The following is a 25,187-nucleotide window of genomic DNA, read 5'->3' as shown; positions in this document are numbered from 1 at the left end:
TAACTCCTTGTGAGAGGTGGGCTCAGCCCTTGGTGAGGATGGAGCGGACGAAGAAGAGCAGGTTGGCCGGCTTCTCCGCGAGGCGGCGCATGAAGTAGCCGTACCAGTCGGTGCCGTAGGCGGTGTACACGCGCATGCGGTGTCCCTCGGCGGCGAGGCGGTTCTGCTCCTCGCTGCGGATGCCGTACAGCATCTGGAACTCGTACTCGTCCAGCTTGCGGCCGGCGCGGCGGGCCAGCTCCTGGCCGATGGAGATCAGGCGCGGGTCGTGGGAGCCGATCATCGGGTAGCCCTCGCCGTCCATCAGGATCTTCATGATCCGGACGTACGCCTTGTCGATCTCGGGCTTCTCCTGGATCGCGACGGAGGCGGGCTCCTTGTAGGCGCCCTTCACGATCCGGACGCGGGAGCCGTTCGCGGCGAGGCGGCGGGCGTCGTCCTCGGTGCGGAACAGGTAGGCCTGGATGACACAGCCGGTCTGCGGGTGGTCCTTCCGCAGCTCCTCGTGGATGGCGAACATCGAGTCGAGGGTGGTGTGGTCCTCGGCGTCGAGGGTGACCGTGGTGCCGATCTCGGCGGCGGCGGCGACGACCGGGCGGACGTTCGCGAGCGCCAGCTCGTGGCCGTCCTCCAGGGACTGGCCGAACATCGACAGCTTCACGGACATCTCGGCGCGCTCGCCGAGACCCAGCTCCTTGAGGCGGCCGATCAGCTCCAGGTAGGCGTCCCGGGCGGCGTACGACTGCTCGACGGTGGTGATGTCCTCACCGACGACGTCGAGGGTGACCTCCAGGCCGCGGTCGCTCAGCTCCTGGACGATCGGGACGACGTCGTCGACCGACTGACCGGCGATGAAGCGGGCGACGACCTGCTTGGTCCCGGGGGCGGCCGACACGAAACGGCGCATCTTGTCGCTGCGCGACGCGGCGAGGATCACGGGACCCAGCACGGGGCACCTCCAGAAAGGGCATGGTGACGAAGGGTGCCGTACCCGGTCTTTCACAAGAAACCGGGAACAGCACGAAGAACCACCGTGAAACCTATGGATCGCTCCGATCGTCCGCCATCTACAGCTGTCACGCATCCGTGCGCGGCATCTCATACATATGTCTGAGGGGGTGCGAGAATGGCGCTGTGAAGGGCGATTACCAAGAACTGGTGGACGAGATCTCCGCGCTGCTGGGCGCACCGGCGACGCTGGAGAACCGCGATTTCGGTCTGATCGCCTTCGGCGCCCACGACAGCGACGACGACACGGCGATGGACCCGGTCCGGACCCGGTCGATCCTGACCCGGAAGTCGACCCCGGCGGTCCGCGCCTGGTTCGAGGGCTTCGGCATCACCCGGGCGACCGGCCCGGTCCGCATCCCGGCCGCTCCGGACGCCGGGGTGTTCCGGGACCGCCTCTGCCTGCCCGTACGCCATCGGGGTGTCGTCCTCGGGTACGTGTGGCTCCTGGACGCCGAGCCCGGCCCCACGCCCGCCCAGCTGACGGCCGCGATGGAGGTCGCCACCCGGATCGGCGGCCTCCTCGCCGACGAGGAGCGCGCGGACGCCGACCTCTCGCGCGAGTTCGCCGCGGTCCTGACCGCCGGGCGCGGCTGGCAGAGCGACATGGCCGTCGCCGCACTCAGGGTGGCCCTGGGCCCCAGCGCGGACGGTCTGCACACCCTCGTCTGCGTGACCCCCTGGCAGGGCGAGGCCCCATCGATCCGGGCGGTCCCCGGGGCGGCGGCGGTCACCACGCTCCCCGAGGGCGAGTGCCTCGCCGTCCTCGTACGGCTGCGCACGGCCGAGGACCTCTCCCCCGCCCACACGGCCGCCGACCGGCTGCGCGCCGCCGCCCCGGCCGGCATCGCGAACCCCCGCCGGGGCCTCACGGAGCTTCCGGCCGCCTGGCGCGAGGCGAACACGGCGGCCCGCGCCGCCACGGCGCAGCCGAAGCTCGGCCCGGTCGCGGAGTGGGCCGGGATCGGCCCGTACCGTCTGCTCGCGGCGCTCTACCACCCCGAGATCGACCCGGCCGTGGCGCCGCTGATCGCCCCCGCCCACGCCGAACTGGCCCGCACCGCCGAGGTGTTCCTCGACAACGCGGGCCAGGCGGGCCGTACGGCGGCGGCCCTGGGCATCCACCGCCAGACCCTCTACTACCGGCTGTCCCGGGTCGAACAGCTCACGGGCCTGGACCTGGACGACGGCGAGGACCGCCTGCTGCTCCACATGTCGCTGAAATCGGCCCGGCTCTGAGCGACTCCGGAAGCGCGCGCGGCCCGGACCGGTGGCGTCAGGCGCCGACGAGTTCCGCCTTGTTCATGGCGACGGTCCGCGCCGCGGGCGCGTCCGCGGACACCTTGGCCAGCTGGGCGGCGGCCCCGATGAGCAGTGCGCCGGCGAAGAGGCCGGCGAGGATCGTGGTGGTACGGCGGCGCTTGCGCATGGGTGCCTCCCGGCGTGGGCTCGTGCGGTCCCGGCCATCACAGCAGCCCGGTGCCGCCGGAAGCGACAACTCCGGCCGAATCGGCCCCTACTGACCCTCCATCAGGACCTTGAGGCCCTCGGTGAGGTCGTCGGCGCTCGGCGCGGTCTCCGGGTCGACCATCCACTGGATCATGACGCCGGTGGCGAGCGCCTGACAGAGGAGGCCGGCCACCCGCGCCTTCTCCGGCTCGGCCGCCGGGTCGATGCCGAGCATGCCCTCGGCGATGCCCAGCCGGCCCTCCCGCTGCGGCTCCTTGATGGCGTCGCGGAGCTTCTCGTCGTCGTCGAGCCGGGTGACGACCTCGGTCTGGAGCTTCCAGACCGGGCGGCTGGCCTCGGCGGCGGCGATCAGCCGGGCCCAGACGGCGTGGAAGCGCTCGTACGGGTCGGCCGGCAGCTCCGGCGCCCCGCCGTCGCCCTCGGGCGGGGTGACCCGGTCGCCCCACTCCTCGGTGAGGGCCAGGAAGGCCTGCTGGAGCAGGGCGTCCTTGGAGCCGTAGTGGTAGCCGATGGAGGCGAGGTTGGTGCCCGACGCGGCGACGATGTCGCGGGCCGTGGTCCGCCCGTACCCCTTCTCCAGGAGGCAGCGCTTGGCGCCTTCGAGCAGGTCTTCCTTGTGTCCCATGACAGCACTGTACCCGGCCACTAGACGCTTGTGTAATACGAACGTCTAGCTGCCGGGTACGGAAGCGTGCGGGTCCTGCGGGCCGTAACCGCCCCGCGGGGCCGTGCGTCAGATCAGGTTGACCGAGCGGGCCGAGGCGGCACCGATCTCGGCCGCGATCTCCGCGAGCACCGGCGCCGGCAGCGTGTCGTCCACGGTGAGCACGACGAGCGCCTCGCCACCCTCCTCCGCGCGGGAGACCTGCATGCCGGCGATGTTCAGACCGGCCTCGCCGAGGATCCGGCCGACGGTGCCGACGACACCCGGGCGGTCCTCGTAGCGCAGCACCACCATGTGGTCGGCGAGCGCCAGGTCCACGTCGTAGTCGCCGACCGCGACGATCTTCTGGAGGTGCTTGGGGCCGGCCAGCGTGCCGGAGACCGCGACCTCCTCGCCGTTCGCGAGGGTGCCGCGCACGGTGACGACGTTGCGGTGGTCGGGCGACTCGGAGCTGGTCGTCAGGCGCACCTCGACACCGCGCTCCTGCGCGAACAGCGGGGCGTTGACGTACGACACGGTCTCGTCGACCACGTCCTCGAACACGCCCTTGAGCGCGGAGAGTTCGAGCACCTTCACATCGTGCTGGGTGATCTCGCCGTACACCTCGACGTCGAGACGGGCCGCGACCTCGCCCGCGAGCGCGGTGAAGATCCGGCCGAGCTTCTCGGCGAGCGGCAGGCCCGGCTTCACGTCCTCCGCGATGACACCGCCCTGGACGTTGACCGCGTCCGGGACCAGCTCACCGGCGAGCGCCAGGCGCACCGAGCGGGCGACGGCGATGCCGGCCTTCTCCTGGGCCTCGTCCGTGGACGCGCCGAGGTGCGGGGTGCAGACGACCTGGTCGAGCTCGAAGAGCGGGGAGTCCGTGCAGGGCTCCTTCGCGTACACGTCGAGGCCGGCGCCGGCGACCCGGCCCTCCTTGAGCGCCGAGTACAGCGCCTCCTCGTCCACGATCCCGCCGCGCGCGGCGTTGACGATGCGGACGGAGGGCTTGACCTTGTGCAGCGCCTCGTCGCCGATGAGACCGATGGTCTCGGGGGTCTTCGGCAGGTGGACGGTGATGAAGTCCGCGACCTCCAGGAGCTCGTCCAGGGCCAGCAGCTTCACCCCCATCTGGGCGGCGCGGGCGGGCTGCACGTAGGGGTCGTACGCGACGATCTTCATGCCGAAGGCCGACATGCGCTGGGCGACCAGGACGCCGATGCGGCCGAGGCCGACGACACCGAGGGTCTTCTCGCTGAGCTCGACGCCCGTGTACTTGTTGCGCTTCCACTCGCCGTTCTTCAGGGCGGTGTTGGCCTGCGGGATGTTGCGCGCGGTGGCGACCAGCAGACCGCACGCCAGCTCGGCGGCGGTGACGATGTTCGACGTCGGGGCGTTGACGACCATCACGCCGGCCTTGGTGGCGGCGGAGACGTCCACGTTGTCCAGGCCGACACCGGCGCGGGCGACGACCCGCAGCTTGCGGGCGGCGGCGAGAGCCTCGGCGTCGACCTTGGTCGCGGAACGGACCAGGATCGCGTCCACGTCGGCGATCGCGGGGATCAGCTCGGCGCGGTCGGCGCCGTTGCAGTGCCGGATCTCGAAGTCCGGGCCCAGCGCGTCGACGGTGGCGGGCGACAGCTCTTCAGCGATGAGTACGACAGGTTTCGAGCTCACGTGAGTCCTCACAGATCCAGTGCGGACGGCCGTCCCGACGGCCGCAGGCGGTGGAGGGGGCTTGCCGCGTGAAAGCGCACGACGCTGTGGGCCTGAACGCGAATGTTGTTGAGAAGTGTAGTGGTGCCCAGGCGCAGTTCATGCGCCTCGTTGGAAGGATCACCCGTCCGTGGTTGGACGGGGTGTCCAACGAAGTGGGGAGGGGCCGGACACAGTGTCCGGCCCCCGCCCGGAAGGCTTACGCCTCCTCGTCGTTCACCCAGCTCATGAGCTTCCGCAGCTCCTTGCCGGTGGTCTCCAGGAGGTGGTTCTCGTCCTGGGACTTGTACTCGTTGTACTTCTTCAGACCGCCGTGGTACTCGGCCATCCACTCCTTGGCGAAGGTGCCGTCCTGGATCTCCGCGAGGACCTTCTTCATCTCGGCCTTGGTGGCGTCGGTGATGATCCGCGGGCCCGTCACGTAGTCGCCCCACTCGGCGGTCTCGGAGACCGACCAGCGCATCTTCTCCAGGCCGCCCTCGTACATGAGGTCGACGATGAGCTTCAGCTCGTGCAGGCACTCGAAGTACGCGATCTCCGGCTGGTAGCCGGCCTCGGTCAGGGTCTCGAAGCCCGCCTTGACCAGAGCCGCGGTGCCACCGCAGAGGACGGCCTGCTCACCGAACAGGTCGGTCTCGGTCTCCTCGGTGAAGGTCGTCTTGATGACGCCGGCGCGGGTGCCGCCGATGCCCTTGGCGTACGAGAGCGCCAGCGCGAAGGCCTTGCCCGTCGCGTCCTGCTCGACGGCCGCGATGCACGGAACGCCGCGGCCCTCCTCGTACTGACGGCGGACCAGGTGGCCCGGGCCCTTCGGGGCGACCAGGGCGACGTCGATGCCCTCGGGCACCTTGATGAAGCCGTAGCGGACGTTCAGGCCGTGACCGAAGAAGAGCGCGTCGCCCTCCTTCAGGTTGTCCTTGATGGACTCCTCGTAGACCTGGGCCTGGATCGGGTCCGGGGTCAGGATCATGATGAGGTCGGCCTCGGCCGCGGCCTCCGCCACGGAGACGACGCGCAGGCCCTGCTCCTCGGCCTTGGCCTTGGACTTCGAGCCCTCCTGCAGGCCGACGCGGACGTCGACGCCGGAGTCACGGAGGGACAGGGCGTGGGCGTGGCCCTGGCTGCCGTATCCGATCACCGCGACCTTGCGGCCCTGGATGATGGACAGGTCGGCGTCGTCGTCGTAGAACAGCTCGGCCACTGGGTATCTCCTTGAGGTGCTGGTGTTGCGTCCCACCGTACGGCGGGGAGCGGGAGGAAGGTTTTCGGGTCTCGTCAGTCGGACCGGCGGATGGACCGCCGGTCGGCCTCCGACGACTCCGGGGCGATGATTCTCAGGCGCTGCGGTCGAGGGCCCGCAGGGACCGGTCCGTGATGGACCGGGAGCCACGCCCTATGGCGATCGTGCCGGACTGCACGAGCTCCTTGACGCCGAACTGCTCCAGCATCTTGAGCATCGCTTCGAGCTTGTCACTCGAACCGGTGGCCTCGATGGTGACCGCCTCGGGCGAGACGTCCACGGTCTTGGCGCGGAACAGCTGCACGATCTCGACGATCTGGGAGCGGGTCTCGTTGTCGGCGCGGACCTTCACCAGGACGAGCTCGCGCTGGATCGCGGCACTGGGCTCGAGTTCGACGATCTTCAGGACGTTGACCAGCTTGTTGAGCTGCTTGGTCACCTGCTCCAGGGGCAGGTCCTCGACACTGACCACGATGGTGATGCGGGAGATGTCGGGGTGCTCGGTGACGCCGACGGCGAGGGAGTCGATGTTGAAGCCGCGGCGGGAGAACAGGGCGGCGATCCGGGCGAGGATGCCGGGCGTGTTCTCGACGAGAACGGAGAGCGTGTGCTTGGTGGACATGGTCTGGGTCTCTTCCTTTTCGCTCTGCTTCGTTCCGCGCTTCAGTCGTCTTCGCCGTCACCGAAGTCGGGGCGGACGCCCCGGGCGGCCATCACCTCGTCGTTCGAGGTGCCGGCGGCGACCATCGGCCAGACCTGGGCGTCCTCGTGGACGATGAAGTCGACCACGACCGGACGGTCGTTGATGGCGTTGGCCTCGGCGATGACCTTGTCCAGGTCGGCCGGGTCCTCACAGCGCAGGGCGACACAGCCCATGGCCTCGGAGAGCTTGACGAAGTCGGGGACGCGGGTGCCCTTGTTCGCCTGGACGTCGTCCGGGCCGGAGTGCAGGACGGTGTTGGAGTAGCGCTGGTTGTAGAAGAGGGTCTGCCACTGGCGGACCATTCCCAGGGCGCCGTTGTTGATGATGGCGACCTTGATCGGGATGTTGTTCAGGGCGCAGGTGGTGAGCTCCTGATTGGTCATCTGGAAGCAGCCGTCGCCGTCGATCGCCCAGACCGGGCGGTCGGGCATGCCGGCCTTGGCGCCCATCGCGGCGGGGACCGCGTAACCCATCGTCCCGGCGCCGCCGGAGTTCAGCCAGGTGGCCGGGCGCTCGTAGTCGATGAAGTGGGCGGCCCACATCTGGTGCTGGCCGACGCCCGCCGCGAAGATCGTGTCCGCGGGGGCGAGCTGTCCGATGCGCTGGATGACCTGCTGCGGGGAGAGGCTGCCGTCCTCCGGCAGGTCGTAGCCGAGCGGGTAGGTCTCGCGCCAGCGGTTCAGGTCGCTCCACCAGGCGGTGTAGTCGCCCTTGTTGCCCTCGCTGTGCTCGGCCTGGACGGCCTGGACCAGGTCGGCGATGACCTCGCGGGCGTCACCGACGATCGGGACGTCGGCGGCGCGGTTCTTGCCGATCTCGGCCGGGTCGATGTCCGCGTGGACGATCTTGGCGTACGGGGCGAAGCTGTCGAGCTTGCCGGTGACGCGGTCGTCGAAGCGGGCGCCCAGGGCGACGATCAGGTCGGCCTTCTGGAGCGCGGTGACGGCGGTGACCGCACCGTGCATGCCGGGCATGCCCACGTGCAGCGGGTGGCTGTCGGGGAAGGCGCCGAGGGCCATCAGGGTGGTGGTGACCGGGGCTCCGGTCAGCTCGGCGAGGATCTTCAGCTCGGCGGTCGCGCCGGCCTTGATGACACCGCCGCCGACGTACAGCACCGGGCGCTTGGCCGCGCTGATCAGCTTGGCGGCCTCGCGGATCTGCTTGGCGTGCGGCTTGGTGACCGGGCGGTAGCCGGGCAGGTCGGTCTGCGGCGGCCAGCTGAAGGTGGTCTTCGCCTGGAGGGCGTCCTTGGCGATGTCGACCAGGACCGGACCCGGGCGGCCGGTCGAGGCGATGTGGAAGGCCTCGGCGATCGTCCGCGGGATGTCCTCGGCCTTGGTGACGAGGAAGTTGTGCTTGGTGATCGGCATCGTGATGCCGCAGATGTCCGCCTCCTGGAAGGCGTCCGTGCCGATCGCCTTCGAGGCGACCTGGCCGGTGATCGCGACCAGCGGGACGGAGTCCATGTGCGCGTCGGCGATCGGGGTGACGAGGTTGGTGGCGCCCGGTCCCGAGGTCGCCATGCAGACGCCGACCTTGCCGGTCGCCTGGGCGTAGCCGGTGGCCGCGTGCCCCGCGCCCTGCTCGTGGCGGACCAGGATGTGGCGCACCCGCTTCGAGTCCATCATCGGGTCGTACGCGGGAAGGATCGCGCCGCCGGGGATGCCGAAGACCGTGTCGGCACCCACCTCCTCGAGAGAACGGATGAGGGACTGCGCACCCGTGACGTGCTCGACGGTGGTGGCGGGCTGCTGCGCGGCGCTACGGGGCCGCGGCTGCGGATGGTGCCCGGTGGCCTGGTCGGTCATCAGCATCTCTTCTCGAAGCAGAGGGTTTTTGCGAGGTGTTTTGCGGGGTTTTGCTGCGACTTCGGGGTGAGCCGGTGCAACAAAAAACCCCTCGTGCCGGGAGGCAAGCGAGGGGAGCGCGTCGGTGCGTTCTAAGCCGGGCCTACGGTGACCCTGCTTCAGCCGACGCGCTTTCCAAGTACGAGAATTCGGGTGCGCATGGCACTGACCCTCCCTCCCAGCCCTCGCCACTGTCAAGTGGGTGGGACGGGCGTCTCAGTATTTGAGCGGAACGGGGGACGGTTCCCGGCCCGCACCGGGACCGCTCCGGGCAGTGGGTACTCGTCCCGCACCAGGGCCCTGCGCAGCCGGTACTCGTCGAGCGGCCCCGAGAAGGCCATGCCCTGCGCGTGGCCGCATCCCATCGCCCGCAGGGCGACGACCTGCTCCGGTACGTCGACGCCCTCGGCGACGGTCTGCACGCCGAGTTCACCGGCGATACGGAGCACCCCGCGGGTGATCTTGCGGAGCCGGGCCGACTCGACCACGCCCTCGACGAGCCCCCGGTCCAGTTTCAGTATGTCGACGGGAAGCCGCCTGAGTGCGTTGATCGCCATGTGTCCGCTGCCGAATCCGTCCAGCGAGATCCGCACCCCGAGGCGGCGCAGGGCCACCAGCCGCTGTTCCAGCTCGTCCAGGGAGACCCGGGGGTCGCTGTCGGCCAGCTCGACGATCAGCGAGCCGGACGGCAGCCCGTGCCGGGTGAGCAGGGACTCGACGGAGCCGAGCGGCAGCGAGCGGTCCAGGAGGCGCCGGGCCGAGAGGCGGATGCACACGGGCGTCCGGTGGCCGATTCCCGCCCGCTCGGCGGCCTGCTCCACGGCCTCTTCGAGGAGCCAGCGGCCCAGTTCGGCGGTGCGCTCGCCGTCGTCGGCGACCCGGAGGAACTCGGCGGGGGTGAAGAGGATGCCCTGGGCCGAGCGCCAGCGCGCCTGGGCGCTGACGGCGGAGATCCGGCCGGTGGCGAGGTCGACGACGGGCTGGTGGAGCAGGGCGAACTCGCCGTCGTGGAGCGCGGTGCGCAGCCGGGCGGCCAGTTCCGTCCGGCGGACCACCTCGGCCTGCATCTGGGGCGCGTAGAGCTCGACGCGGTCCTTGCCGGCCGCCTTGGCCCGGTACATGGCGAGGTCGGCGTTGCGCAGGAGTTCACCGGCCTCCATGCCGGGCTCGGCGAAGGCGACGCCGATGGAGGCGGCGACCCGCACCTCGGTGCCGCCGTCGACGCGGTAGGGCCGGGAGAGCGTGAGCCGGAGCCGGTCGGCGATCTCCTGGACCTGGCTCTCGCGGGCGGCCCGCTCACGGCCGCCGTCGCCGAGGATGAGGGCGGCGAACTCGTCGCCGCCGAGCCGCGCGGCGGTGTCCCCGGAGCGGACGGACTCGTGGAGGCGGCGGGCGGCCTGGACGAGCAGGTCGTCGCCCGCCTGGTGGCCCAGGCGGTCGTTGACGCCCTTGAAGCCGTCGAGGTCGATGAAGAGCACGGCGGTGCCCTGGTCGGAGGCCCGTCGGCCGCCGAGCGCCTGCCGGACCCGCCGGGTGAACAGCGCGCGGTTGGGCAGGTCGGTGAGCGGGTCGTGCTCGGCGTTGTGCTGCAACTGGGCCTGGAGCCGGACGCGTTCGGTGACGTCCCGGCTGTTGAAGATCAGGCCGCCCTGGTGCCGGTTGACCGTGGACTCGACGTTGAGCCAGTCGCCGCGCCCCGAGCTGAACCGGCACTCGATGCGGGTGGTGGGCTCCTCGGCGGGCGAGAGGGCCAGGAAGCGGCGCACCTCGTGGACGACGGCGCCGAGGTCCTCGGGGTGGATGAGCGAGGACAGCTCGGTGCCGATCAGCTCGTCGGCCTCGCGCCCGTACACCCCGGCGGCGGCCGGGCTGACGTAGCGGAGTGTCCCGGTGGGCGCGGCGATCATGATGACGTCGCTGGAGCCCTGTACGAGCGACCGGAAGTGGTTCTCCTTCTGGGCCAGTTCGTGGGTGAGGGCGATGTTGTCGAGGAGCATGATGCCCTGCCGTACGACGAGGGCGAGGACGACCGCGCAGCCGGTGAGGACGACGAAGCGGTCGATACTGCGTCCCTCGACCACGTTGTAGAGGATGCCGAGGGTGCAGACGGCGGCGGCGAGGTACGGGGTGAGCGCGGCGAGCGATCCGGCGACCGGGCGGCTGTGCAGCAAGGGGCCGCGCCCGGTGGTCGCGGCGTCCGGGAGCCTGCGTACGCCCCAGGGCGCGTACGCGAGCAGCAGGGAGCCCGCGAACCAGCCGGCGTCGAGCAGCTGCCCGGAGGCGTAGTGCTCGCGGAGCAGCGGCGAGGTGAACAGGGCGTCGCACAGCACGGTCAGGGCGAGTGCGGCGATGGCGGTGTTGGTCGCCGAGCGGTTCACCTGCGAGCGCCGGAAGTGCAGGACCAGGACCATGCTGACGAGGACGATGTCGAGCAGGGGGTACGCGAGTGACAGCGCGGCCTGCGCGACCGGTTCGTTCTCGAACCGGGCCGTGCGCGCGAGGGCCAGGCTCCAGGAGAGCGTCAGGAGCGAGCCCCCGATGAGCCAGGCGTCGAGCGCCAGGCAGACCCAGCCGGCCCGGGTGACGGGCTTCTTGGCCAGGACGAGGAGGCCGACGATGGCGGGCGGCGCGAAGAGTAAGAAGAAGAGGTCGGCGACGGAGGAGTCCGGCACCTCCGTGCGGAGCACGACCTCGTACCACCCCCAGACGCCGTTGCCCGCGGAGGCCATGAACGAGGAGAAGGCGAAGAGCAGCCAGGCCGGGCGGTCGCCGCCGCGGTGGGCGCGGGCGTAGAGGAAGCAGGAGACCGCGGCGGTGAGCGCGGCGGCGCTCAGCCCGAAATCACCCATGAACAGGGCGAGTCGCGGGGAGCCCCAGCCGAGCGAGGCCCCGGTGGTGTAGCCGGCGCAGATCAGCCCCAGGGCGATCTGGGCGAGGACCGCGCCGGGGCCGGGGCCGCCGGGGTCCGGGTGGCCGGTGCCGCCCCGCGCGTCGCCCGCGGCGGTGCCGACGGGGGGACGCGTGAGGACCGCGCCGGGGGCGCTCACCGGTCCCTCCGGTGTCGCACCGCCGCACCCGGCCGGGTCGTGCGGGCGCGCCGGGGGCTCGCCGGGGCCCCCGGGGGCGTGGCCGTCGCAGTCGTGGGGGCCGTCGAGGTCCCGTACGGCCGGGGGCTCCGTCGCCGGGGCGGCGGCCCCGCCCGCCTCGTGGGCGTCATGGGGCACGGCGCGACGCTGGACGGGCGGCGTGCTGCCGTCCGGGCGGCCCGGCGGTTCGGCGCCGCGGCCTCCGTCGTCCGTGCCGGGTCCGGTGTGCGGCGCGGCGCTCCCGGTCGTGGTGGCCTGTGGCCCGGCGGGGCGGGGCGCGCGGTGGGGCGCGGCCTGGTCCGGCACGGAACGTGCGAGGTCCGCGGCGACGCGCGGAAGGCTCGGCGACGGCGGCGTCGCCGCGTCGGATCGTCGGTCCTCCGGCCGTGCTTCACCTGTCGCCCCCCTCGGAATCTGATGACCAGTCACTTCGCTCCCCGGCGTCAGCCCGTACTCGACGCAGTCCCCCGATCCGGGACGATACACCAGGACCGTCACTCAGGGACAGGGGTGCAGTACTCTCCGTGACGGTCGGGGGCTCGTACGCGGCGCGTGTCGGGGGCGCGAACCACCCGACCGGCCGTACGCGGCCGGGTCGGCGCCGCCCCACCGGCGCCCGCCGCCACTCCCCCGGCCGCTCCGCCCGCGTCCGCGGGCGCGGTTCAGCCGGTGGTGAGGAGGACGTTGGCCAGATCCTCGCCCGCCGCGAACCGTCGCAGCTGTCCCGCGATCAGCCGCTTCGCCCTCGGCATGAAGGCCGAGGTGGAACCTCCCACATGGGGACTGATCAGGACACCCGGAGCGTGCCACAACGGGTGCCCGGACGGCAGCGGTTCCGGGTCGGTGACATCGAGCGCCGCCGTGATCCGGCCACTCTCCACCTCCTTGAGCAGCGCGGCGGTGTCCACGACCGGCCCCCGGGCGACGTTCACCAGGAGCGCGCCGTCCTTCATCCGCGCCAGGAACCCGGCGTCGACGAGATGCCTGGTCGCGGGTGTGAGCGGGGTGGAGAGGACGACCACGTCCGCCTCCGGGAGCAGCGCGGGCAGCTCGCCCAGGGGGTGGACCTCGCCGCGCGCTGTGGTGCGCGCGGAGCGTGCGACGCGCGCCACCCGCGCGCACTCGAAGGGTGCGAGCCGGTCCTCGATGGCGGCGCCGATCGACCCGTACCCGACGATCAGGACGGACTTGTCGGCGAGAGCCGGGTAGAAGCCGGCCCGCCACTCCTCGGCGTCCTGGCCCCGGACGAAGCCGGGGATGCCGCGCAGCGAGGCCAGGATCAGCGCGAGGGTGAGTTCGGCGGTGCTGGCCTCGTGGACGCCCTTCGCGTTGCAGAGGGCGACGCCCGGCGGCAGCGAGGGAATGCCGGGGGTGACGTGGTCGATGCCCGCGGACAGGGTCTGCACGGCCCGTACGGAGGTCATCGCGGCCAGCGGCCGTACGGCGATCTCGGAGCCCTTCATGTACGGGACGACATAGAACGCGCAGCGCGCCGGATCGGCCGGGAACTCCGGCCCGCCGTCCCAGAAGCGGTAGTTCAGGCCCGATTCGCCCGGTGCGGGGAGTCCCTCGATCTCCTCCGCCCGAATCGGAAGCCACACGTCAGCGGTCCTGTCTTCGCATCTCATGACCGGGAGGCTATGCGAAGAATCCCGGCCGCCATTGGTTACTTTGGGGGACGGCACAGGGAGGGGTACCGGCAGGTGGAGCGCAGGACTATCGGGGCGACGGCGCTCGACGTGGGTGCGATCGGCCTGGGGTGCATGCCGATGAGCTGGGCGTACAGCCGTTCGGAACAGCGGGGGGACCGCTCGCTGCGGACCGTGCACGCGGCGCTCGACGCCGGGGTGAGCCTGCTCGACACCGCCGACATGTACGGACCGTTCACCAACGAGCTTCTGTTGGGGCGGGTGTTGAAGGAGCGGCGGGCGGAGATCTTCGTCTCGACGAAGTGCGGGCTGCTCGTCGGCGACGGCGGGGATCGGCGGCATGTGGTCGCCGACGGCAGGCCGGGGTACGTGCGTCGGGCCTGCGACGCCTCCCTCCGCCGGCTCCGGACCGATGTGATCGACCTCTACCAACTGCACCGCGCCGACCCCGAGGTGCCGGTCGAGGAGACCTGGGGCGCGATGGCCGAGCTGGTCTCGGCGGGCAAGGTGCGGGCGCTCGGGCTGTGCGCCGTCGGCAGCCGGTCGGCCCGCCGGGGTGCCACGGGCGTCAGCCGGGACGGGTACGAGGGAACGATCCGCCAACTGGAGCGGATCCAGCAGGTGTTCCCGGTGGCGGCGGTGGAGGCCGAGCTGTCGGTGTGGTCCCAGGAGGCGCTGGTCCGGCTGCTGCCCTGGTGCGTGGCGCGGGGCGTGGGCTTCCTGGCCGCGATGCCGCTGGGGAACGGTTTCCTCACCGGGACGCTGACGCCGGGCGGCGGCTTCGAACCCGACGATCCACGGGCCCGGCACCCCCGCTTCACCGCCGAGATGATGGCGGCGAACCAGCCGCTCGTGGCGGGGCTGCGGCGGGTGGCCGCACGCCACGGCGAGCAGGTCACCCCGGCTCAGGTGGCGCTCGCGTGGGTGCTGGCCCGGGGGCGGCACGTGGTGCCGGTGCCGGGGGCGAAGCGGGAGCGGTGGGCGGTGGAGAACGCCCGGTCGGCGGAGCTGCGGCTGACGGCGGGGGACCTGGCGGAGATCGCTGCGCTTCCGCCGCCCCGGGGGTCCTGGGACTGACGGACTTCGCACCGCGCGTGCGCGGACGGGAACCCCATCGGGTCGGGCGGTGTATTCAGGAGTGAAGGGATGCCGCTCGACTCGTCGAAGGGGACCGTGCCATGGGCCGTCCTGCTGTTGTGAAGGCCCTGTGGGGCGCCGCCGTGCTCGTGCTGGTCGCGGGCTGCTCCTCGGGGGACACCGGGGACCGGCCGGGTACGGCCCCGCCGGCGTCGGCCTCCGCGCGGCCCTCCGCTCCCCCGTCCAAGGGCTCCACGGCCCCGGGCGGCCGGGTGACGGTGGCGGGGACGCTCACCGAGGGGCTGAAGTCGCCCTGGGGGCTGGCCGAGCTGCCGGACGGTGACCTGCTGGTCTCCTCGCGCGACGAGCGGACGATCACCCGGGTCGACGGCCGGACCGGGGCGAAGACCCCGCTCGGCGAGGTGCCCGGGGTCGTACCGGGCGGTGAGGGCGGACTTCTGGGAATCGCCGTACGGGACGGCTGGGTGTACGCGTATCTCACGGCCGCGTCCGACAACCGCATCGTCCGCATGCGGTACGGGGGCGGGGAAGGCGACCGGCCGGGCGCTCCCGAACCGGTGCTGACCGGCATCCCCAAGGGGATCGTGCACAACGGCGGGCGGATCGCCTTCGGGCCGGACGGCATGCTGTACGCGGGGACCGGCGAGACCGGCCGGACCGGTCTGGCCCAGGACCGCAACTCTCTCGGCGGAAAGATCCTGCGGATGACACCGGAGGGCCGGCCGGCGCCGGGCAATCCCTTCCCCGGGTCGACGGTCTACTCGTACGGTCACCGCAATGTGCAGGGGCTCGCCTGGGATCCGGCGGGGCACCTGTGGGCGTCCGAGTTCGGCCAGAACACCTGGGACGAGCTGAATCTGGTGCTGCCGGGGAGGAACTACGGCTGGCCGGTGGTCGAGGGGCGGGCCGGGCGGAAGGGGTTCGTGGACCCGGTGGCCGAGTGGCCGACCTCGGAGGCCTCGCCCAGCGGGATCGCGTACGCGCGGGGCGCGATCTGGATGGCCGCGCTCAGGGGCGAGCGGCTGTGGCGGATCCCGATCCGCGGCACGGAACGCTCGGGGGACCCCCGAGCGTTCCTCACACAGGAGTACGGGCGCCTGCGGACGGTCCTCGCGGGGGGCGGCGGGCGGCTCTGGCTGGTGACGAGCGAGACCGACACCCGGGGGACCCCCGGGCCGGGCGACGATCGGATCCTCCGGCTGGAGGTGAGCTGAAGGAGGCGGTGACCGTGTTCGGTGGACTGGACGAGTTCTTCGCACCGGGGCGCAGGCACACCGAGGAGGAGCTGCGCAGGCAGGCGCTGACCAGGGAGGACCCGGGGGACGCCGATCCCTCCCGCGGTCCGATAGACCTGCGCTCGGGCCGGGTGACGATACGGGCCGCCCGCCCGGCCCCGGAGGACGGGGTCGCGGACGGGGCAGCGGACGGCGGGCGCGACGGCACCGCCGGGGCGGAGGAAGAGGACGACCCCGGCGGGCAGGACGGGACCGGTGGGTCAGAGGGCGGTGTCGAGGAGGTGGAGGCGGTGGGCCAGGGCGGCGGCCTCGCCCCGGCCGGCGACGCCGAGCTTGGCGAGGATGTTGGAGACGTGGACGCTGGCCGTCTTCGGTGAGATGAACAGCTCCTCGGCGATCTGCCGGTTGGTGCGGCCGGCCGCGACCAGGCGCAGCACGCCCTGCTCGCGGGGGGTCAGACCGAAGCCGTCCTCGCCGGGGTCGGCGGCGACGGCGGACCGCTTCTCGGGGGTGAGCGAGAGCCGGGCGCGGGCGGCGAGGAGTTCCACGTCCTCGCGGAGCGGACGGGCGCCGAGCCGGGAGGCGGTGGCGTGGGCCTCGCGGAGCAGCGCGGCGGCCTCCTCGCGGCGGCCCCCCTCGACGAGCAGGGCGTCGGCGAGGCGGTGGCGGGCCCGGGCCAGCTCGGCGGGGCGTTCGAGGGATTCGTAGGCGGCGACGGTCTCGGCCCGGCGGAGGGCGGACTCACGGCCCTCGGCGCGGGCGAGTTCCTCGGAGACCTGCCGGGCGTGGGCGGCCCAGACGGGGGCCGGGGCGGCGAGGCTCCGGACGCAGCGGCGGATCGCGTCGAGCGCCTCGGCGCGGCCCTCGTCGGCGGCGGGCAGCCCCCGGCTGTCGGCCTCGGCGGTGGCGGCGGAGAGGACGAGCGGCCAGCCGTAGCGGTGGGTGCCGGGCGGGAAGCCGGCCTGTTCGGCGGCGGCGAGCAGGGCCCGGACCTCCGTGACGCGCCCCTCGGCGGCGGCGACGGCGATCTCGATCTGCGCCATGGGCAGGGTGTACTGCGGGATGGGGTCGCGGGTGCCGTAGACGGCGCGGGCGTCGGCGAGATGGCCGCGGGCCGTGTCGAGTTCGCCCCGGGCGGCGGTGAGCTGGGCGAGCCGGAGGAAGGCAGAGCCACGCGGCTTGGTGCTGGTCGCCGAGCGGAGCAGCCGTTCGGAGGCCTCCTGGGCCTCTTCCCAGCGGCCCAGGGAGACCAGGGACTCGGCCCGGTTGGCCTCGACCCAGCCGACGCTGTCGACGAGTCCGTAGGAGCGGGCGAGGCGGATGCCTTCGTCGGACACCTCGACGGCCTCGCGGGAGCGGCCGAGCGCCTCCAGGGAGGAGGCGAGGTTGATGTGGGCGCGGGAGGCCTCGTTGAACTGGCCGAGGGCGATGGTCCGTTCGCGTACCTCGCGCAGCTCGGCGAGCCCGGCCTCGACGTCCCCGGCGGCGGCCATGAGGGTGCCGAGGGTGAGGCGGGCGTTGAGTTCGATGGACTCGGCCTTGACGTGCCGGGCGTACTCGACGGCGCGTTCGGCGGCGCTGAGGGCCTCGGGGCCGGGGTTGCGGAGCATGCCCCAGCCGGCGGCGTCGACGAGGACGACGGCGTGGACGGCGGACGGCGGGAGGCCCTTGACGAGTTCCTGGGCGCGGGCGATCTCCTCCCAGCCGTCGCCCCGGCCGAGGTTGGACTGGAGGCGGGCCTTCTCGGTCCAGAACCAGGCGGCGCGCAGGGGGTCGTTCTCCTCGGCGCCCTCCAGGAGGCGCAGGGCCGTCCTGCCGATCTTCAGGGCCCGTTCGCGGTCGCCGCTGAGCCGGGCGGCGACGGCGGCCTCGGCGAGCAGGTCGAGGTAGCTGAGGGCGGTGGTCTCGGGGTCGCAGCCGCAGGGCGGGTAGGCCTCGGCGTAGTCCATGGGCCGGAGCGCGCGGCGGATCTCCTCGGGGGCCTCGTCCCAGAGTTCCATGGCGCGTTCGAGGAGCCGGAGCTGCTCGGCGTAGGCGTGGCGCTTGCGGGTGGCGACGGAGGCGCCGAGGACGGCGGGCAGGGCCTTGGAGGAGTCGTGCGCGTGGTACCAGTACGTGGCGAGCCGGGTGGCCCGTTCCTCGGCGCGGACCAGCCCGGGGTCGGCCTCCAGGGCTTCGGCGTAGCGCCGGTTGAGGCGGGAGCGCTCGCCGGGCAGCAGGTCGTCGCTGACGGCCTCGCGGACCAGGGAGTGGCGGAAGCGGTAGCCGTCGCCGTCGGGGACGGGGAGCAGGAGGTTGGCGCCGACGGCGGCCCGGAGCGCCTCGATGAGTTCGTCCTCGGTGAGCCGCGAGACGGCGGCGAGCAGTCCGTACTCGACGGTCGAGCCGCCCTCGGCGACGATCCTGGCGACCCGCTGGGCGTCCTCGGGGAGCGTCTCGACCCGGACGAGCAGGAGGTCGCGCAGGGAGTCGCTGAGCTGGCCGGGGGCGCAGCCGGCCTCGTGGGAGACGACGAGTTCCTCGACGAAGAAGGCGTTGCCGTCGGAGCGTTCGAAGACCTCTTCGACGAGTCCGGGGTCGGGTTCGGCGGCGAGGATGCCGGTGAGCTGGCGGTGCACCTCGGTGCGGGTGAAGCGGGAGAGTTCGACGCGGCGGATGGTGCGGAGCCGGTCGAGTTCGGCGAGGAGGGGGCGCAGCGGGTGGCGGCGGTGGATGTCGTCGGCGCGGTAGCTGGCGACGACCACGATCCGGCCGCGGCGGAGGGTGCGCAGGAGGTAGGTGAGGAGGTGCCGGGTGGAGGCGTCGGCCCAGTGCAGGTCCTCGAGGACGAGCACGATCGTACGGTCGGCGGCGAGCCGTTCCAGGAGCCGTACGGTCAGCTCGAAGAGCCGGGCGGTGGAGTCCTCGTCGGAGGTCTCGTGGCTGCCGGGGTCGCCCAGTTCGGGCAGCAGCCGGGCGAGTTCGCCCTGCTGGCCGTCGGCGGCGGCGGTGAGTTCGCCGGGCAGCCTGCGGTGCAGCGAGCGCAGCGCGGTGGAGAAGGGGGCGAACGGCAGGCCGTCGGCGCCGAGTTCGACGCAGCCGCCGAGGCCGATGACGGCGCCCCGGTCGCAGGCCGTGTCGAGGAACTCCTCGATCAGCCGGGTCTTGCCGACGCCCGCCTCGCCGCCGATGAGCAGGGCCTGGGGCTCTCCCGCGGTCGCGCGGGAGAGCGCCTCGGTGAGGGCGGTGAGTTCGCCGGCGCGGCCGACGAAGACGGGGCTGACTGACCTGGTCTCCACGGCGCCGAGCATCGCACAGACATCCGTTCCGTCGCTCATACGGGGGTCACGCGGCCCGTACGAAGCGGCCTCGGCCGCTCTCGCTCACCCGCCCCTCCGTGTCATGGCCTCCGTTGCGGCGGCCGAAGCGGCGCAGCCCCCGGCTGGCGCCGACGGCCGCGGCGGCCTCGTGGCCGAGGCGCTCGGCGGCGGCGCGGCGGATGAGCTCGGCGTGGTTCATACGCTGGATCTCGTACTCGAACATCGGGTGCTCCCCTGGGTTTCTCGGTTTCGGTATCGCTCCTTGCGATGCCTCTACTTTCGTCGCCCAGGGGGTGCCGCCACATCGGGCGTGTGCCGCATGTTCGGGGTACGGGGGGCCTTAGACGGGTCCCGGGGGGCCTTAGGACCCGGCGGTCGGGAGGCTCAGGAACAGGTCGAAGTAGGTACCGGCCGAGAGGAGCAGTCCGAGGCCGCCGAGGACGGCGCCCGCGACGGCGACCGCGCGGACCCAGGCGGGGCGCCCGGGGAGGATGAGCACGAGGACGGCGACGAAGAGGGCGACGAAGGCGAAGACGCCGTTCACCAGGGCGGTGCTGTGCCAGGCGTCGCCGTAGATCTCGGAGATCTGCTGGGCCGGGGTGCCGGAGCCCGAGGTCTTGATCTGTCCGACGAGCGTCTCGCGCTCGGAGACGACCTTGCCGGTCCAGGTGCCGGTGAGGGCGACGACACCGAGGGCGGCGGAGACCACGGCGGCGGCGGCGCCACCGATGCCGGCGGAGGCGGGGGCCGTCTCCGAGGACAGCTCCTCGCCGTCCTCGTCGAACACGTCGTCCCCGGCGGTCCCGCCGACCTCGCCGTCCTTGTCGGCCTTGTCGGCCTTGCCGTCCTTGTCGCCCTTGTCGAGCAGGTCCGGGGTGGTGTCCTCGACGGGCCCTGTCGCGGCGGCCTCGACGGCCTCGGCGGACGTCGCGCTCTCCGCGCTCTCGCCGGTCTTCTTCTCTGTCGTCGTCCTGGTGTCCATGCGGCGCACGCTAGGCGGCCCACATGAGAACCGCCTTAAGACCCCTCGGCCTTCGCCGCGCGCCACTCGGGGGCGAGGACCGCCCAGACCTCCGTGTCGGTACGGACGCCCCGGTACGGGTAGTTCTCCCGCAGGACGCCCTCCTTGGTCATCCCGAGGCGGCGGGCGACGGCGACGCTGGGCTCGTTCTTCGTGGAGGCGTGCCACTCGACGCGGTGGATGCCGCGCTCCTCGATGGCCCAGTCGATGATGACCCGGCAGGCCCGGGTGATCAGACCCTTCCCGGCGGCGGAGGGCTCCAGCCAGCAGCCCGCCTCGGCGGTCCCGTCCGTCGTGTCGAAGGTACGGAAGAGGACGCCGCCGACGAGGGTGCCGTCGGTCCAGATGCCGTAGAGGCGCCCGGTGTCGCTCGCGGCCTTCTCGGCGTACGAGCGGAGGTAGGAGCCGACGGAGTCCAGGTCCGCGACGAAGTCCGGCAGGGCGACGTGCTGCCCGATGAACTCCCGGCCCCGGTCCATGTGGGCGAGGAACTCCTCCGCGTGGAAGGGCTCCAGGGGCCTCAGCTCGGCACCGTCGTCACCCAGCGATATCGCGAACATTCTCGTCCCTCTCCTCCACAGCCTGAACCGTCACACGCTGTGCCGGTATTTTCCCACGCGCGTCGGCCGCCTCGCGGCACTCGGGCGGTTCGATGCTGATCCGGGGCAGCAGACGGTCGAGCCACCGGGGCAGCCACCAGTTCGCCCCGCCGAGCAGATGCATCAGGGCGGGGACGAGCAGGGTCCGCAGGACGAAGGCGTCGAGGGCGACGGCCGCGGCGAGCGCGATGCCGAACATGGCGATCACCCGGTCGCCGGAGAGCACGAAGGCGAGGAAGACCGAGATCATGATCACGGCCGCGGAGTTGATCACCCGGCTGGTCTCCGCCAGGCCGACCCGTACCGCCCGCCGGTTGTCACCGGTCTCCAGCCACTCCTCGTACATCCGGCTGACCAGGAAGACCTGGTAGTCCATGGAGAGTCCGAAGAGGACGGAGACCATGATCACCGGGAGGAAGGGTTCGATCGGTCCCGCGCTGCCGAGCCCGAGGAGTTCGCTCCCCCAGCCCCACTGGAAGATCGCCACGACGACGCCGAAGGCGGCGGCGACGGCCGCGACGTTCATGGCGGCGGCCTTCAGCGGGATGCCGATCGAGCGGAAGGCCAGCAGGAGCAGCAGACAGCCCAGGGCGATGACGACGCCGACGAAGAGCGGCAGCTTGCCGATGATGATCTCGGCGAAGTCGTCGTACGAGGCGGTGACCCCGCCGACGTGGACCTCCAGGGAGGTGCCGTCCTCGGCCTTCGGCAGGACGTCCTGGCGGAGCCGGTCGACGAGCTCGCTGGTGGCCTTGGACTGCGGCGCGGACTCGGGGACGACGGTGAGTACGGCGGTGTCGCCGGAGCTGTTGTAGGTGACCGGGGAGACGGACGCGACCCCGTGGGTGGCGGAGAGCGCGGCCGGCAGCCGGTCGAGGGCGAGCCGGTCGTCGGCGCCGTCGAGCCCGGCGACCAGGGTGAGGGGGCCGTTGACGCCGGGGCCGAAGCCCTCGGCGAGCAGGTCGTACGCCTTCCGCGTGGTCGCGGTGGCCGGGTTGTTGCCCTGGTCGGAGGTGCCGAGGTGGAGCGAGAGCGTCGGCAGCGCGAGGACGCCCATGACGACGGCGGCGACGACGCCGAGAAGCTTGGGGTGCCGCTCGACGAAGGCCGACCAGCGGGCGGCGAAGCCGGTGGGCAGCTCGGGCTGCGGCCCGTGCTCGGCGAGCGCCCGGCGTTCGCGCCGGGACAGTGCCCGCATCCCGATGAGGGAGAGCAGCGACGGCAGGAGGGTGACGGAGGCGGCGACCGTGAGGACCACGGTGAGGGAGGCGGCGATGGCGACGCCGTTGAGGAAGCTGAGCCGCAGGATCAGCATGCCGAGGAGGGCGATGCAGACGGTGGCCCCGGCGAAGACCACCGCGCGGCCGGTGGTGGCGACGGCGGTCTCGGCGGCCTCGGCGACGGAGAGCCCGCGTTTCAGGCCTCTGCGGTGCCGGGTGACGATGAAGAGGGCGTAGTCGATGCCGACGCCCAGGCCCACCAGCATGCCGAGCATGGGGGCGAAGTCGGCGACGGTCATCAGGTGCCCGAGGAGCACGATCCCCGAGTAGGCGATGCCGACGCTGACGAGCGCGGTCGCGATGGGGAGCACGGAGGCGGCGAGGGAGCCGAAGGCGAGGAAGAGGACGGCGGCGGCGACGGCGACGCCGACGACTTCCGCGATGTGCCCGCCGGGGGCCTCGGTGAGGGCGACGGCGCTGCCGCCCAGCTCGACGGAGAGGCCGCCGGCCTCGTCGGCCGCCGCCTTCGCCGTGTCCACCAGTGCGCGGGCCTGCTCGTGCGGGATGTCGTCGGACTGCTCGTCGAAGGTGACGGTGGCGTAGGCGGTGTGCCCGTCCTCGCTGACCTGGCCCCGGGTGTCCCCGTAGGGCGAGGTGACGGCGGCGATGCCGGGCAGGCCGGCGACCTTGTCGAGCATCGTGGTCATCCGCCGCTCGACGGCGTCGGCGCGGACGCTGCCCCGGTCGGTGTGCCAGACGATGGTGTCGCTGTCGCCGCCGAGGCCGTGGAAGCCCTGGTCGAGGAGGGCGGTGGCACGGCCGGACTCGGTGCCGGGGACCTCGTAGTCGTTGGAGTACGCGCTGCCCGCGACGACGGCGGCGGTGCCGACCCCGCCGAGGGCGACGAGCCAGAGCAGTACGGCGACGAGGCGGTGCCTGATGCACCACCGTGCGATGGCGGCCAAAGGACGTGCTCCCTGGGTGGTTCGTGGATCTTTCACGGGAGAACGCCCGAAAAGAACGCAAGACCTACGTGGGGCCACTGTGGCAGCCGAACGTGATCGTTTGTCCCTTTCGTGTCGATGCTCACAGGCGTGGGCGGGGGTTGAGGAACCGGGGGTCCGCTCACCCCCGCACCCGCCGTGGGAGTCATCCGGAGACGCTGGGGCGACCGTTCTCGATGTGGCCCATGAGGCGGCGGCGGAAGCCGCCGGGCGCGGTCACCTCGATGTCGTACCAGCCGTGCGCGTCGGCGGCCGAGTGCACGACGGTACGGGTCCTGCCGGGCTTCACGGTGACGGTCCGGGTCCAGTCGGCCAGGTCGTCCTCGTCGACGTATCCGAGCGGCGCGACGGTGAAGGTCACCGGGGCCCGGCCGGTGTTCCGCACGGTGAGGTGCAGGTCACGGTCATGATGGTCGATACGGGAGGCCAGCTCGGCGCCGCCCGTCGCGGGGCCCTCGAACTCGCGGCGGAAGCCGTTGGGGCCGGTGATCGTGAAGCGGTAATGATCACCCGGGACGGGGACGGTCCACTCCCCCGTACCCCTGACGTCCTGGTGCTGCGGAACGGCGAACTCGCCCGCGTACGGGTAGAGGGCGAAGTGCGCGCTCGCCTTCCCCTTGTTGCCGAGCGCGACGGTCACGGCACCCGCTCCGGTCGTCGCGGAGGCGTCCGGCTGGTACGGCAGCGGGCGCGCGGGGCGGACCCCGGGCTCCTGCTCCGGCATCCGCTGCACGGCCGGGGGCTGCGGTCGCCAGCGGCCGGTGAAGGGCGGGATCGGGCCGGGCCGCTCGACGGGCGGCTGGCGGCGGGTCCGGTGGAAGTCGAAGGCGGAGGTGAGGTCTCCGGTGACGGCCCGGCGCCAGGGGGTGATGTTGGGCTCGTCGATGCCGGTCAGCTTCTCCAGGAAGCGGATCACGGAGGTGTGGTCGAAGGTCTCGGAGCAGACGTAGCCGCCGACCGACCAGGGGGAGACGACGAGCAGCGGGACCCGGATGCCGAGGCCGGTGGGCTGGCCCTTCCAGCGCTCGTCCGTGTTGTCGGCCGGCGGCACCGGCGGCGGCACGTGGTCGAAGAAGCCGTCGTTCTCGTCGTAGTTGATCAGGACGACGGTGTGGCGCCAGACGTCCGGGTGCGCGCCGAGGGCGTCGAGCACCTTGTAGACGAGGCTCGCGGAGGCGATCGGCGAGGAGGAGCCGGGGTGCTCGGAGTCGATCGCGGAGGGCACCAGGTAGGAGACCTCGGGGAGGGTGCCGGCGGCGACGTCGGCGCGGAAGGCGTCGGCGAGGGTGCCGCTCTCGACGCGGCGCAGACCGCGCTCGAAGAGGGAGCGCTCGGCGGCGGTGAGTCCGGCGACGCCCTCCTCCAGGAGACCGAGGAGGCGTGCGCGCTCCGTGAGGTCCTCGGTGTCGCGGACGGCGGCGTAGAAGGACTCCATGAAGGTGTGCCCGCCGGTGGCGGCGAGGGCCTTGCGGGCGATCTTCTTGAAGCTGGTGAAGAACTCGATGTTGTTGTCGGTGAAGTTCTCCCACTCGGTGTACGTCTTCCAGCTGCGCCCGGCGGCTTCGAGCCGCTCGGCGTAGGTGGACCAGCCGTAGCCGGGGTGGGTGTCCTCGTCGTAGGCGGCGTTGGTGACGGCGCGGCTGCCGTCGGCCTCGAAGCCGGTCCAGCCGGACCAGAGGTGGTTGCGGTTGGGGCTCGTCGAGGTGTGGACGGACGAGTGGTAGGCGTCGCAGACGGTGAAGGTGTCGGCGAGCTCGTAGTGCAGGGGGATGTCCCGGCGGTCGTAGTACGCCATGGTCGCGGCGGTCTTGGCCGAGACCCAGCCGTCCATCCAGCCGCCGTGCCAGGCCTTCCCGCCGCCGCTCCAGGAGTGGTCGAGGGCCCCGATGTACTGGAGGTCCTTCTGCTGGGTCTCGGCGGCGCCGCGGATCGGGAAGGGCAGCACGGTCCGGCCGAGCGCGGCGGGCTGCTCGAACACCGGCTTGCCGGAGGGCAGCTCGATGGCATTGCGGTCGCCGAATCCGCGGACGCCGCGGAGGGTGCCGAAGTAGTGGTCGAAGGAACGGTTCTCCTGCATCAGGATCACCACGTGCCGGACCGCCGACATCCCTCCGGCCGGGGGCTCCGCGGCCATCGCGGCCTGCAACGACGGCGGCAGCAACGAGCCGGCGGCGGCGACGCCGAGGGCGCCTCCGCCCAGAGCGAAGAGCCTTCTGCGGGACATCTCGGAAGACAAGACCGACCTCCAGTCGACGGCCAATGGTTCGCCTTCGAGCCATTGGTTGGTACGCCGGGGACGGTAGTGAGACGGGATGACACGGAGAAGACCCGGCGGAGGCGCGGTGG

At 72.3% G+C, this 25,187-nt stretch carries 19 protein-coding genes; 4 read left to right on the top strand and 15 right to left on the bottom strand.

Annotation, left to right across the window (positions count from 1 at the left end; translation table 11 throughout):
- Positions 1-22 precede the first annotated feature (22 nt).
- Positions 23-949 carry a proline dehydrogenase family protein gene (locus V4Y03_RS24500; RefSeq protein WP_317875753.1) on the bottom strand — a complete coding sequence of 309 codons (927 nt, stop codon included), beginning with the start codon at positions 947-949 and terminating at the stop codon, positions 23-25.
- A 185-nt stretch (positions 950-1,134) separates the two neighbouring features.
- Here V4Y03_RS24500 and V4Y03_RS24495 point away from each other — a divergent pair, with 185 nt between their 5' ends.
- On the top strand, positions 1,135-2,247 hold the full coding sequence (locus V4Y03_RS24495; protein WP_332436303.1) for a PucR family transcriptional regulator: 1,113 nt from the start codon (positions 1,135-1,137) through the stop codon (positions 2,245-2,247).
- A 37-nt stretch (positions 2,248-2,284) separates the two neighbouring features.
- On the opposite strand, the gene V4Y03_RS24490 is transcribed toward V4Y03_RS24495, so the two are convergent.
- The 8 genes from V4Y03_RS24490 to V4Y03_RS24455 all read right to left on the bottom strand — a co-directional run bounded on the left by V4Y03_RS24490 (position 2,285) and on the right by V4Y03_RS24455 (position 13,344).
- On the bottom strand, positions 2,285-2,437 hold the full coding sequence (locus tag V4Y03_RS24490; RefSeq protein ID WP_317875141.1) for a hypothetical protein: 153 nt from the start codon (positions 2,435-2,437) through the stop codon (positions 2,285-2,287).
- Positions 2,438-2,524: 87 nt separating this feature from the next.
- Positions 2,525-3,103, bottom strand: a complete 579-nt coding sequence (locus V4Y03_RS24485) for a TetR/AcrR family transcriptional regulator (RefSeq protein WP_317875140.1) — start codon at positions 3,101-3,103, stop codon at positions 2,525-2,527.
- A gap of 108 nt (positions 3,104-3,211) precedes the next feature.
- Complete coding sequence (gene serA / locus V4Y03_RS24480; protein ID WP_317875139.1) at positions 3,212-4,801, bottom strand: phosphoglycerate dehydrogenase; 1,590 nt, start codon at positions 4,799-4,801, stop codon at positions 3,212-3,214.
- 238 nt (positions 4,802-5,039) lie between these two features.
- Positions 5,040-6,041, bottom strand: a complete 1,002-nt coding sequence (gene ilvC / locus V4Y03_RS24475; protein ID WP_317875138.1) for a ketol-acid reductoisomerase — start codon at positions 6,039-6,041, stop codon at positions 5,040-5,042.
- Positions 6,042-6,174: 133 nt separating this feature from the next.
- Positions 6,175-6,702, bottom strand: coding sequence for an acetolactate synthase small subunit (ilvN, locus tag V4Y03_RS24470; protein ID WP_317875137.1), 528 nt, complete (start codon positions 6,700-6,702; stop codon positions 6,175-6,177).
- A gap of 41 nt (positions 6,703-6,743) precedes the next feature.
- Positions 6,744-8,597, bottom strand: a complete 1,854-nt coding sequence (locus tag V4Y03_RS24465) for an acetolactate synthase large subunit (RefSeq protein WP_317875136.1) — start codon at positions 8,595-8,597, stop codon at positions 6,744-6,746.
- A gap of 227 nt (positions 8,598-8,824) precedes the next feature.
- The gene (locus tag V4Y03_RS24460; RefSeq protein WP_443079887.1) at positions 8,825-11,677 is read right to left on the bottom strand and encodes a putative bifunctional diguanylate cyclase/phosphodiesterase; all 2,853 of its coding nucleotides are present in this window, start codon (positions 11,675-11,677) and stop codon (positions 8,825-8,827) included.
- Positions 11,678-12,378: 701 nt separating this feature from the next.
- On the bottom strand, positions 12,379-13,344 hold the full coding sequence (locus V4Y03_RS24455) for a 2-hydroxyacid dehydrogenase (RefSeq protein ID WP_317878477.1): 966 nt from the start codon (positions 13,342-13,344) through the stop codon (positions 12,379-12,381).
- Positions 13,345-13,419: 75 nt separating this feature from the next.
- On the opposite strand from V4Y03_RS24455, the gene V4Y03_RS24450 reads away from it, so the two are divergent.
- The 3 genes from V4Y03_RS24450 (at position 13,420) to V4Y03_RS24440 (ending at position 16,075) form a co-directional block, all read left to right on the top strand.
- Positions 13,420-14,442 carry an aldo/keto reductase gene (locus V4Y03_RS24450; RefSeq protein WP_317878476.1) on the top strand — a complete coding sequence of 341 codons (1,023 nt, stop codon included), beginning with the start codon at positions 13,420-13,422 and terminating at the stop codon, positions 14,440-14,442.
- 101 nt (positions 14,443-14,543) lie between these two features.
- Positions 14,544-15,677 carry a PQQ-dependent sugar dehydrogenase gene (locus tag V4Y03_RS24445; RefSeq protein WP_317878475.1) on the top strand — a complete coding sequence of 378 codons (1,134 nt, stop codon included), beginning with the start codon at positions 14,544-14,546 and terminating at the stop codon, positions 15,675-15,677.
- 8 nt (positions 15,678-15,685) lie between these two features.
- Positions 15,686-16,075, top strand: coding sequence for a DUF6191 domain-containing protein (locus V4Y03_RS24440; RefSeq protein ID WP_332436302.1), 390 nt, complete (start codon positions 15,686-15,688; stop codon positions 16,073-16,075).
- Here V4Y03_RS24440 and V4Y03_RS24435 read toward each other — a convergent pair.
- The 6 genes from V4Y03_RS24435 to V4Y03_RS24410 all read right to left on the bottom strand — a co-directional run bounded on the left by V4Y03_RS24435 (position 15,959) and on the right by V4Y03_RS24410 (position 25,077).
- Positions 15,959-19,015, bottom strand: coding sequence for a helix-turn-helix transcriptional regulator (locus V4Y03_RS24435; RefSeq protein ID WP_332436301.1), 3,057 nt, complete (start codon positions 19,013-19,015; stop codon positions 15,959-15,961). The two genes, V4Y03_RS24440 and V4Y03_RS24435, sit on opposite strands and share 117 nt — an antisense overlap.
- 7 nt (positions 19,016-19,022) lie before the next feature.
- On the bottom strand, positions 19,023-19,220 hold the full coding sequence (locus V4Y03_RS24430) for a hypothetical protein (protein ID WP_332436300.1): 198 nt from the start codon (positions 19,218-19,220) through the stop codon (positions 19,023-19,025).
- A gap of 138 nt (positions 19,221-19,358) precedes the next feature.
- Entirely contained in the window at positions 19,359-19,979 is a 621-nt protein-coding gene (locus V4Y03_RS24425; protein ID WP_332436299.1) for a hypothetical protein, read from the bottom strand.
- A gap of 35 nt (positions 19,980-20,014) precedes the next feature.
- Positions 20,015-20,578, bottom strand: a complete 564-nt coding sequence (locus V4Y03_RS24420; protein WP_332436298.1) for a GNAT family N-acetyltransferase — start codon at positions 20,576-20,578, stop codon at positions 20,015-20,017.
- Complete coding sequence (locus V4Y03_RS24415; RefSeq protein WP_317875216.1) at positions 20,556-22,802, bottom strand: MMPL family transporter; 2,247 nt, start codon at positions 22,800-22,802, stop codon at positions 20,556-20,558. The genes V4Y03_RS24420 and V4Y03_RS24415 overlap by 23 nt, the downstream gene beginning before the upstream one ends.
- A 184-nt stretch (positions 22,803-22,986) precedes the next feature.
- On the bottom strand, positions 22,987-25,077 hold the full coding sequence (locus V4Y03_RS24410; RefSeq protein ID WP_317875217.1) for a phosphocholine-specific phospholipase C: 2,091 nt from the start codon (positions 25,075-25,077) through the stop codon (positions 22,987-22,989).
- Between the last annotated feature and the right edge of the window lie 110 nt (positions 25,078-25,187).

The sequence above is a fragment of the Streptomyces sp. P9-A4 genome, assembly GCF_036634195.1.
GTDB lineage: Bacteria > Actinomycetota > Actinomycetes > Streptomycetales > Streptomycetaceae > Streptomyces.
The sequence above is the reverse complement of the archived record's forward strand: the minus strand, read 5'-3'. Positions and strand labels throughout refer to the sequence as shown.

Coding starts and splice junctions, on each gene's coding strand:
- V4Y03_RS24445 (WP_317878475.1), top strand. CDS start 14,544: ATGGGCCGTCCTGCTGTTGTGAAGGCCCTGTGGGGCGCCGCCGTGCTC.
- ilvN (WP_317875137.1), bottom strand. CDS start 6,702: ATGTCCACCAAGCACACGCTCTCCGTTCTCGTCGAGAACACGCCCGGC.
- V4Y03_RS24485 (WP_317875140.1), bottom strand. CDS start 3,103: ATGGGACACAAGGAAGACCTGCTCGAAGGCGCCAAGCGCTGCCTCCTG.
- V4Y03_RS24435 (WP_332436301.1), bottom strand. CDS start 19,015: ATGAGCGACGGAACGGATGTCTGTGCGATGCTCGGCGCCGTGGAGACC.
- V4Y03_RS24465 (WP_317875136.1), bottom strand. CDS start 8,597: ATGCTGATGACCGACCAGGCCACCGGGCACCATCCGCAGCCGCGGCCC.
- V4Y03_RS24425 (WP_332436299.1), bottom strand. CDS start 19,979: ATGGACACCAGGACGACGACAGAGAAGAAGACCGGCGAGAGCGCGGAG.
- V4Y03_RS24455 (WP_317878477.1), bottom strand. CDS start 13,344: ATGAGATGCGAAGACAGGACCGCTGACGTGTGGCTTCCGATTCGGGCG.
- V4Y03_RS24490 (WP_317875141.1), bottom strand. CDS start 2,437: ATGCGCAAGCGCCGCCGTACCACCACGATCCTCGCCGGCCTCTTCGCC.
- V4Y03_RS24420 (WP_332436298.1), bottom strand. CDS start 20,578: ATGTTCGCGATATCGCTGGGTGACGACGGTGCCGAGCTGAGGCCCCTG.
- V4Y03_RS24430 (WP_332436300.1), bottom strand. CDS start 19,220: ATGTTCGAGTACGAGATCCAGCGTATGAACCACGCCGAGCTCATCCGC.